We start from the raw sequence: 8916 nt of genomic DNA on the forward strand, positions 1-8916 counted from the left end.
ATCCCCCTCGGCTACTCGACTACAGCGTCTCCGGGGCCACGAGGCTGATGCACCGGCTCGGCTTCAGCCCGCAGGTCCCCGCGCGGAAGGTCGCTGAGCGCGACGAGCAGGCCGTCACTGCGTGGAAGGAGGCGACCTGGGCGGAGGTAAAAGAGCCCGGGCGGCCTGCGGGGGCTACATCTGCTTCGAGGACGAGGCAGGCTTCACCCGCCGGCCGCCCCAAGGACGCACCTGGGGCCGACGGGGCCGCACCCCTGTCGTGACGGTCAGCGGCCGGCGCTCGGGACGTCTGTCGGTGGCCGGGCTGATCGCCATGCGGCCCGGCTCCCGTACCCGGCTGTGCCACCGTCTGCGATCCCATCCCGCGGGCAGAGGCAAGCGCCGCAGCATGGGCGAGCGCGACTTCATCGCGCTGATCGACGGCGTCCACCAGCTGGTCAAGGCGCCGATCGTGCTGGTCTGGGACCGTCTGAACACCCACGTCTCCCACGCCATGCGCGACTTGATCGCCGAACGTACCTGGCTGACGGTGTTCCTGCTGCCCGCCTACTCGCCGGACCTCAACCCCGTGGAGTGGGTCTGGGCACACGTCGAGCGCAGCCTGGCCAACCTCGCCGTGGTCGCCCTCGACCGGCTCGAGGCCCTCGTCCGCAACCGGCTCAAACGCCTGCAGTACCGGCCCGAGACCCTCGACGGCTTCATAGCCGGCACCGGCCTGACCCTCGACACCCCAACGTCACCCTGACAAGCCGAAGTCAGTAGTGGCCGCCAGCCGTGCCGCTGCCTCGGCGTTGAGGCGCCGGAAGTCTGCGACTTCGGTGGGGTGGCGGTCGATCCAGTGCTGCGTTGCCTGCTCGTACAGGCTGCGGTGCATCTTCGAACGGCCGACCTGGCGGTCGCATTCGGCCGTGGCGACAGCGAGCGCGATGGCCTGGTCCCGGGGGAAGGTGCTCGCCCGAGCGCGGGCTTCCTCCGGGGTGGCGAAGTGGCGGCCCCGGGCTTGTAAGCAAGTGCTCCAGCGGACGGTGGCCTCCTTGTACTCGGGTCTCTTCCTGACCGCCTCCTCCACGGGGCGGAAGCGGGCGTTCACGAAGGTGTCGGCTCGGGCCCACTTCTCGTAGTCGCCGAACAACCTGGTGCGGGCCTCTGCGAAGCACCCGGCCGTAGGGTGTTCCATGGTGCCCACTCCGGGGACAACGACCTTGATCCTTTCTTGTCCGGGCGGCCCCATCAGAGCCTTGTCCCAGGCGTCACGCCGCTGTCGGGACAGCCCCGCGAGGTACGCCTGCTCCTGGCCCTCCGCGCGGGACGCCGGCCGCGCAGGGACATCAGGGGCGGGGCTGAAGCCGTCGCGCCGGGCTCGGGGCACATCGTCCAGGTACAGCTCCGAATTGTTCCTGGCGGTCTCAGCCCGCAGTTCGGCGGGGTCGGTGCGGTCGTAGAAGAAGGAGAAGCCCTGTCGGGACATGCAGTTCCGTAACGTGGCCCGTTCCGCGTCCGCGAGCAGAGCCCTGGTCTCGGCGGGCAGGTCGAGGGTGTCGGGCCGCGCGGACGCCGGGACGGGGGAGGGTGACGAGACCGGCGGGGAAGAACAGGAAGCGGTCGTGAGAACGAGTGGGGTGGCGGCGAGGATGATCACGGCTCGGGCGGTAGCACTGCGCGTCATGAGGGCCCTTTCAGTACCCGTGGTGGACGTGGGGGCGGTACGGGCCCGACACGGCCCGTACCGCCCGCACGTGGACACTGCGTCATTCAGCAGGTGGATACCTTGCTGAGCGACGCCAACTGCTTCGCCGGGTTGTGCTGGTACCACACGGTGCCGGGGCGGGAGCAGGCGTAGACAGAGCCGCTCGTCCGGCTGGGACTGGAGTGGAGCTTCATGGCGTACGACGACATGCGGTTGAAGGAGGAGTTGTCGTTCTTGTACACGAGCGCCGGCACAAGATCGACGTTCCAGCTGAACTTCTCCCAGGCCCCTTCATGGTTGGGCTTGGTCCACACGCAGTAGTTGCCGGACGGGCAGTCGTGCACGGCCGCTTGCGCGGCGGGGGCGGACAGCAGAGCCCCTGCGGCAAGCGCCGCTACAACGAGTACCGATGACGCAGCTTTCCTGATCAGTGCACTCACCTCGATTGACGAATCCGTGCCCAAGGGCATGAAGGACAGAGGGGGCCGGGCGGTGCCGTTGCACCGCCTGGCCGTTACAGGCGGCGGTCCGGCCGGTTTGGACACGCAGCCAACGATGTACGGCCGGCTGCCTGTGCGATCGCGGTCATCGCGCCTGCGACCACCGCCGTTCCACCGTGATCGACCGACCTTGGAGAAACCTTCGACAAACCTTCAATCGCGTGAACCAAGGGGCGCCAGACCACCGCAACGAGCTCTCGGATCCCTCCGTGGCTTTGTTCACAAGTAGTGGTTCTGGCACAACTTCTGTGAAGGGGAATCGGAGTACATCAGCCAGCTCCGGACCTACGCGGCCGACCTGCGTGCCACCGCCGCCCGGCAGATGCCGGACCCGCTCACCACGCCCCGGCCCCGGCGCTGGATCGCCGACTACACCCGCGAGGAGGCCCGGGAGATAAGGCGCCTGCCCGTGCGGAGCTCGGCGGCGACGGCGAGCACGTCATCAAGCAGCTCCGCGCGGACCTCGATGCACTCGGCATGCGCTGGTAGCGGTCGGATGCATGGCGCGCTACGCGCCCCGGCGCAGCGTAGTCCGGGCGGGCGGTCCCGGCGCCCCGACCGGCTCACCATCACCCGCGACGGCGTCACGGCCACCAGGGCCACGCCTTTCCCCGCCCCGACGCCACCGAACCCGGGGTCGCCCAGCTCTCGCCCGGCGCGTTCGCGCTGTCCCTGATCAGGACGACGGCCCTCGATGAAGCCGCCCGGCGCGCCCAGGGCGCGGACGCACCGCCGCCGGCCAACTGGGAGCTGCACCGCGAACTGACGGCGACACCGGAGAGCTGGCGGGAGAACGGCACGCTGCGCGAGAGCTCGCTGCTGCTGGTCGAGTGGCTGGCATCCGAACTGTGCGCCTACGTCGCCGGGCATTTCAGAGACCCGGCCCGGATGGAGCGGTGGCTGCGCGACTTCGGCGATCAGGTATGCCGGGTACAGCAGCACGCCCACCCGGCCGGACCCACCGCCGTCGCAATCATGTCGGTCGTCGCCGAAGACCTGGATCCCCGTCCGCAGGACCCCGCCGGGACCGAGCGGCTCGTCCGCATCGGCTCCCTGTACCTGCGGTACCTCCGCGACGGCCACCAGGTCGAAGACGCACGCGAGATCGTTCCTGACTCTCGCCCTGTGGGCGGGCTCTCAGCTGGCCGCGCTTGTGCTCAACAACCCCGAGCGGATCAGCTCGTACCTGAGCACCCGCAATCACGCGGTGCAGGGGCAGCAGACCGGAACGGGTGCGCCGTAGGCGTGGGTTCAGGTCGAACTGCTCGATGAGGAGGACATCCGTCTACCCGCGCCGGGCGAGCCAGTACGCCGTCGCGGGCCGATCGCCCCGGCGCCGATGACGGTGGTCTGGAACTGGATGGACATACGTTCCCCTCACTGGCTGGGAAAACCGCTGCAAACCGGCTGCGAAGCCGATGGCGCGTACGAGATCGCGACCCGGGTCCTGCCTCGACCTCAAGGGTGCCGTGCCTGCCGCATCGGCGGGTAGCCCGCCCAGGCCCACCTCCTGTCGGGCGGAGAGGAGCGCACGGTCCGGTGGGTTCCGTGCCCGCCGGCACTGTCACGGGACGGCCGGCTCCTTCTCGGCTCCGCGCATATGACCGGCTCCTCGACGGGGTCGACCCGCGCGACCTGACGGCGGCGGAGATCTACCCGCCGGGCTGGGAGGAGCCCGGCGCACTCGACTGGGCCGGGGACTGGTTCACCGGCCTGACCGCGTACTTCGAGGCCGCCGCCCGGGACGGCCACGCGGTCGTCGTCTGGCTGGACTGATCCGGCGTCGGCCTCGGCCTCGGCGGCGGTGTCACGCCGACCGGGTCGCGGTGACGACGTAGTAGTCCAGGACATGGTCCTCGTAGGCGCGCAGGAAGTTTCGGGGCCACGTGCCCGGGGCCCACCACTGGGCGAGCCACAGGTCCCAGCCCGGCCAGACGTCCGAGCCGATCGACTCGACGTGCACCCGCTTGAGTCCGGCCGCCGTGAACGCGTCCGCGAGCGCCTGCACCGGACGGGCGATGTCCAGGCCGTTCGCGTACGTCTCCAGGAGCCGGGCCGGCTCCTCGGTCCGGCCGGGCGCGTCGTCCACGGTGAAGAAACTGGTGACGGCCAGCCGGCCGCCCGGCCGCAGCACCCGCGCCGCCTCCGCCGCGAAGGCCTCCAGGTCCGGGAAGTGCTGAGCGGCCTCGACGCTGATGAGCGCGTCGAACTCGCCGTCCGCCATGGGCATGCGTTCCGCCGCCCCCCGGACGAACCGCAGCCGCTCCCCGTCCGTCGCGAGCAGACCGGCCTGGGCATCGCGCGCCCGCTCCAGCTGGTCCGGGTGGATGTCCATGCCGGTGACCGCCGCGGGCCCGTACTCGCGCAGGGCGACCGCGCACCCCATGCCCAGGCCGCAGCCCACGTCGAGGATCCTCGAGTGTTCCGGCAGCTCGGCCGCGGCCAGGGAGTCGAGGACGTGCCGGTAGAGATCCTCCTGGCTGCGGACCCGCTCGGGCTCGCCGACCGGACGGTCCAGGTCGATGTCCCGCCAGTACCCGAAGTTGATGAATCCCCCGGCGAAGATCGGCTCCCGGCTCAGATCGACCGGACCGTACGTCTGCTCCACCATGGGCCCCATGGCGGGCACAGCCTGCCGCATGTCGTCGTCCGTCACCGTGCCGTACCTCCAGAGAACCCGACCCGAGCCGACCCGTCCGTACGCGATCCACCCCACCGCAAGAACTCCCCGCGCGACAGACGAGTAATGGCCAGGCTGAGATCTCGAGGCGATGACCCGTTTTCGGTCAGGAGGGCGTACGCGCGTGAGGAGAGGTACTCCGCCACACCGAGTCACGGAGTCACCGAGTCACCGAGCGGCGGTCATGACGACGGGCCGGTGCGTCGCACCGGCCCGTCGCAGTGATGTCCGCGGCTGTCCGCAGCTATCCGTCAGTGGCCGACGAGCTGAAGACGACCGGTCTGGTGGGCACGCTGGTCGAAATGGAGCTTGTGGCCGCTGGGCTCCGCCGTCGCTCAGTCGCAGCGACCGTTGAGCCCGCGGCCGACTGACGGCCAGCGCCCCAGCCAGAACGGCTTGACAAGAAGATTAGGAATCGTGGGTGGTCAGTGGAGCCTGGATCGGCGCCTGCGGGTCACGAGGACGACGGCCGCGCCCGCCCCGACCAGCAGGGTGGTGAGCGCGAGGTACAGGCCCGTACGGGACGTACCCGTGTGGGCGAGGGAGCCCGAGCCGCCGTTCGGGACCGGGCCGGCAGGCGCCGTGGAGGCCGGCGGCGCCGACGGTGCGTGCGTCGGCGGGGTGCTGGTCGGCGGAGCCGAGGTCGTTGGAGTCGGGGTCGGTGTGGGCGTCGGCGGGGTCTTCTCGGGGATGTACACGCCGGCGTCGATCGTGTGGTCGACCTCTCCTGCCTTCGCGGGCGCCGTGACCGGCGCGGATCCGTCGCACAGCTGCCCGGTGGTCGGAGGCGTCACGTTGGAGTCGTGCGCCCGGTCGTCACCGGCCCGCGGGAGCGTGAAGCGCAGATCGGTGGCCGCCGGCTGGCCGGGCACCTGGCTGGTGTCCGCCGTGCACACGTCGAACTGCACGGTGTAGTCGGCACCCGGCGTGAGCTCGTACGCCGCCCCGACTCCGCCGAAGTAGTACTCGCCCGCGGCGTCGGTCTTGGTCGTGGCGACCTGCTTGCCGTCGGCGTCGAGCAGGTTGATCGTGGCGCCCGGCAGCAGGACGTGCCCGGGGTCTTGGATGCCGTTGTGGTCACCGTCGAACCAGACCACGTTGCCGATCTGGATCGGCGCGTTCGCCGCGGCGTACGCGATGTCGCCGAGGCCGCCGGCCTTGCCGAACCCGTTTCCGTCGACGAACTGGTACGCGTTGCCGTTCGGGTTGTTGCCCGGGCCGGCCCCGGTGGTGACGTCGTAGAAGCCGGCACCGGCGGTGCTGACGTGGACGGTCGGGTCCATCTGGGTGCTGATGACCCACTGCTGCTGCGGGATGTAGGCGACCGATCCGAGCGAGGTCTCCTGGTGCAGTCCGCGCTGGTTCGGGGCCGGGGTGGCCGCGCCGGAGAAGAAGTCGCCGGGGAAGTACTCGACGACGCCTTCCGCCTCCATGCCGTCGTTGGCGGGAGTCGCGTGGTTCGGGCAGTCCTCGGTGCCCTCCCAGGCGTACCCGCCGGTGGGCTTGGCGCAGGCCATGGTGATGTCACCGCCGGCCATGCCGCCCTGCGGGGTGTTCTTGTCGGGCCTCGGGTCGAGCCCGCCGGCGACGTCCATGAGCCGGTCGCGGAAGCCGAGGATCATCGAACCGTCGCGGGCGAAGGCCATACTCGCCAGCTCCGGCTGCGGACCGACCATCGTGGTGCCCACCACGCGGCTGTCCCAGGTCTCCAGGCGGGTGTCCCACGGGTTCCAGAAGCGGGACGCCTCGTGGTTCGGGAAGCCGACGTACACGTCCCCGCGCTCGGCGGTCAGCGGATGGTTCAGCACGGGGGTGAACTGCTTGCCGTCGTACGTGGAGACGACGGCCTTCAGGTCCGCGCGCTTCTGCGTGCTCTCCGCGCTGCACACGCCGCCGACGTACAGGGTGTTGTCGCGGACGGCCAGACCGGTCGGCCGCCAGTCGCCGGCCGAGGCGCAGCCCGGGTCGGGGATCGGCACCGTGGCCTTCGGCGCCGAGGCGCGCGCCCCGGTGGCGTCGAAGCTGAGCAGGCTGCGGGTGAGCATATTCACCGCGTACAGCGTCGAGCCGTCCTCCGACAGGGCCAGGCCGCCGATGCTCTCCTTGCCCGGCGCGTCGGTGAACCCGGCGTCCTTGAGCATGTTGGCGCTGTCGTGCGCCGTCGCCGTGGCGCCCGGCACCTTCGCGAACAGCGTCGGGGCGCCGCCGCCGTCGGCCGGCACGGCGTAGATCGCGTTGCCGCCCTCCGGCCCGTACGCGGCGAACCGCCGGGCGAACGCGGCCTGGAACAGCCGCTTGCGGTACTTGTCATAGGCCAGGCCCGTGGTCGTCCCCACCTGCTCCTGCGTGGCGAGCACGGTCGGGCAGGCCTTGTCTGCGGGACAGGTGCCGCGGGCGTCCGTCCCGAACGCCACCAGCGCCCGGGTGTCGCTCGCGCCGGGACCAGTCTGCACCGGTACGAAGTAACGGGTGTCCGGCAACGCGTAGTCGGCCGCGTCCCAGACCCCGGTGATCACCGAGTCGTCCTTGCCCTCGGAGACGTCCACGAACGACGTGAAGCTGTCGAAGTGGTTCTCCGCGGTGGAGGCGGGCGCCGCCCGCAGATAGCGGTCGTACGGCGCCGGGACGCTGACGTCGACGCGGTACCGGCCGCCGGTCAGTTCGGCCGACGGGGGCACCACGACCTTGCCGGTGGCGTCCGTGGTGCCGGTGACGTGATGGCCGGCCGGGTCGGAGACGTCGACCCTCATGCCCCGCTGCGGCACGTCCATGGTCGTGTTGATCACGCCGGTGCCGAAGAAGTCCCGCAGCACCTGGACCGTCAGTGTGCCATCGGAAGTGGCAGCGCCGGCCTGTCCGGCGCCTGTCGCGATGGTGCCGGTGGCCCAACCGATCAGTAACAGACCGGACAGCCCCGCGCGTGCCAGTCTTGGAATCGCCATGTACGGGCACTCCTCTTTGTCATCCTATGTCCCTACGGACACAGCAACCGACCGCAATATCCCATAACTTGACGCGTGATCAGGTCGGAAAGCGGAATTTACGGGTTGGGTGGGCGGGGGCCTGTTAGCATCCCGCCGCGTGCGGAGCATCAGAATCAGGCGAGGTCTCCCGCGGGGCGCGGCGGACCGGCGCGGCAGGAAGTGGCCCCGGGCGCGCTGGATGGCGGCCGCCGGCATCGGCGTCGCGGCTGCCGCGGCCCTCACGTTGGCCCTCGTCGGCGGCGGCGAGCCCGCCGTCCGTCGTGCGCTGACCTCGGACGAGGCGAACCGGCTGGCGGTCGCGCGGTTCCGTAACTACGAAGCGGAAGGCCGCGCGGTGACGATCACCGTGCCGGGCGCGGCCGGCGGGCTGGTCGTCACCGGATCCGTCGACTACCGCGCGAAGAGGGGGTACGGGGTGGTGCGCGGAACCGGACGCGACGCGTCCGGCGACGGCCTGATCGAGTGGACGGCCGCCACCGTCCGGTTCCACCCTCTGGCGGACGCCCCGGCGACCGCGCCGGCGTCGCCGCCCGCGACCGGCTGGTACGACCGTCCGCTGCGGACGGCCGGCAACACCCTGGACAGTTCGCTGGCCATCGCCCTCGGCCTGGGCAGCGACCGCCCGGACAACGCCCAACTGCTGCCGCAGAACGGTGCCGCGTGGGTCGGGTCCGGCCAGGCGCGCGGCCGGCGGACGGACGTCATGACCGGCCCGGACGCCCGCGGCAAGGCGGGTACGGCGGACAGCGTGCGCTACTGGGTCGGCGAGGACGGCACCATGTACCGGGTGCAGGCCGACGTGGCCTCCGAACCGCGGCCGGTGGTCATCGAATTCGACACCCAGAAGTACGTCCCCGTCCGCCCGGCGCCGAAGGCGACACCTACGCGGTGACCCCGGCCCCCGGCCCCGGCACTAGTACTGCAACGGTGCTTGCCGTGACTGATGGCCAGGTCATGGGCTGTGTCCGCGCCGTTTGTAGTGACTGATGCGGGCCTGGTGTTGTCGTCGTCGGCGCCAGGTCGACCAGTGCAGGATGTGCTCGACGGGTGTGGGCCGACGGTCGG

Annotated in this window: 6 protein-coding genes and 1 pseudogene; 3 read left to right on the plus strand and 4 right to left on the minus strand. The window is 70.9% G+C overall.

Features of this window, described 5'->3' with window-relative positions; all coding sequences use genetic code 11:
* Positions 1-745: pseudogene (locus AMK22_RS36505) on the plus strand (transposase); the annotation flags it as partial.
* On the opposite strand, the gene AMK22_RS36510 reads toward AMK22_RS36505, so the two are convergent.
* Together AMK22_RS36510 and AMK22_RS36515 are read right to left on the minus strand one after the other, a co-directional pair.
* On the minus strand, positions 737-1666 hold the full coding sequence (locus tag AMK22_RS36510; protein WP_073791995.1) for a hypothetical protein: 930 nt from the start codon (positions 1664-1666) through the stop codon (positions 737-739). The pseudogene AMK22_RS36505 and the gene AMK22_RS36510 sit on opposite strands and share 9 nt — an antisense overlap.
* 86 nt (positions 1667-1752) lie before the next feature.
* Positions 1753-2127 (minus strand): peptidase inhibitor family I36 protein, encoded by a 375-nt coding sequence (locus AMK22_RS36515; protein WP_158072132.1) that lies wholly within the window; start codon positions 2125-2127, stop codon positions 1753-1755.
* Between the two features lie 1608 nt (positions 2128-3735).
* Here AMK22_RS36515 and AMK22_RS39830 point away from each other — a divergent pair.
* Positions 3736-3963, plus strand: coding sequence for a DUF1877 family protein (locus AMK22_RS39830; protein WP_158072133.1), 228 nt, complete (start codon positions 3736-3738; stop codon positions 3961-3963).
* A gap of 31 nt (positions 3964-3994) precedes the next feature.
* On the opposite strand, the gene AMK22_RS36530 is transcribed toward AMK22_RS39830, so the two are convergent.
* Both AMK22_RS36530 and AMK22_RS36535 read right to left on the minus strand, forming a co-directional pair.
* Positions 3995-4843 carry a class I SAM-dependent methyltransferase gene (locus tag AMK22_RS36530; RefSeq protein WP_338014211.1) on the minus strand — a complete coding sequence of 283 codons (849 nt, stop codon included), beginning with the start codon at positions 4841-4843 and terminating at the stop codon, positions 3995-3997.
* A 449-nt stretch (positions 4844-5292) separates the two neighbouring features.
* The gene (locus tag AMK22_RS36535) at positions 5293-7809 is read right to left on the minus strand and encodes an SdrD B-like domain-containing protein (protein WP_079186603.1); all 2517 of its coding nucleotides are present in this window, start codon (positions 7807-7809) and stop codon (positions 5293-5295) included.
* A 139-nt stretch (positions 7810-7948) separates the two neighbouring features.
* Here AMK22_RS36535 and AMK22_RS36540 point away from each other — a divergent pair, with 139 nt between their 5' ends.
* Positions 7949-8743 carry a hypothetical protein gene (locus AMK22_RS36540; protein ID WP_242434316.1) on the plus strand — a complete coding sequence of 265 codons (795 nt, stop codon included), beginning with the start codon at positions 7949-7951 and terminating at the stop codon, positions 8741-8743.
* Positions 8744-8916 lie beyond the last annotated feature (173 nt).

The organism is Streptomyces sp. CB01580, from assembly GCF_001905795.1.
Taxonomy (GTDB): domain Bacteria; phylum Actinomycetota; class Actinomycetes; order Streptomycetales; family Streptomycetaceae; genus Streptomyces.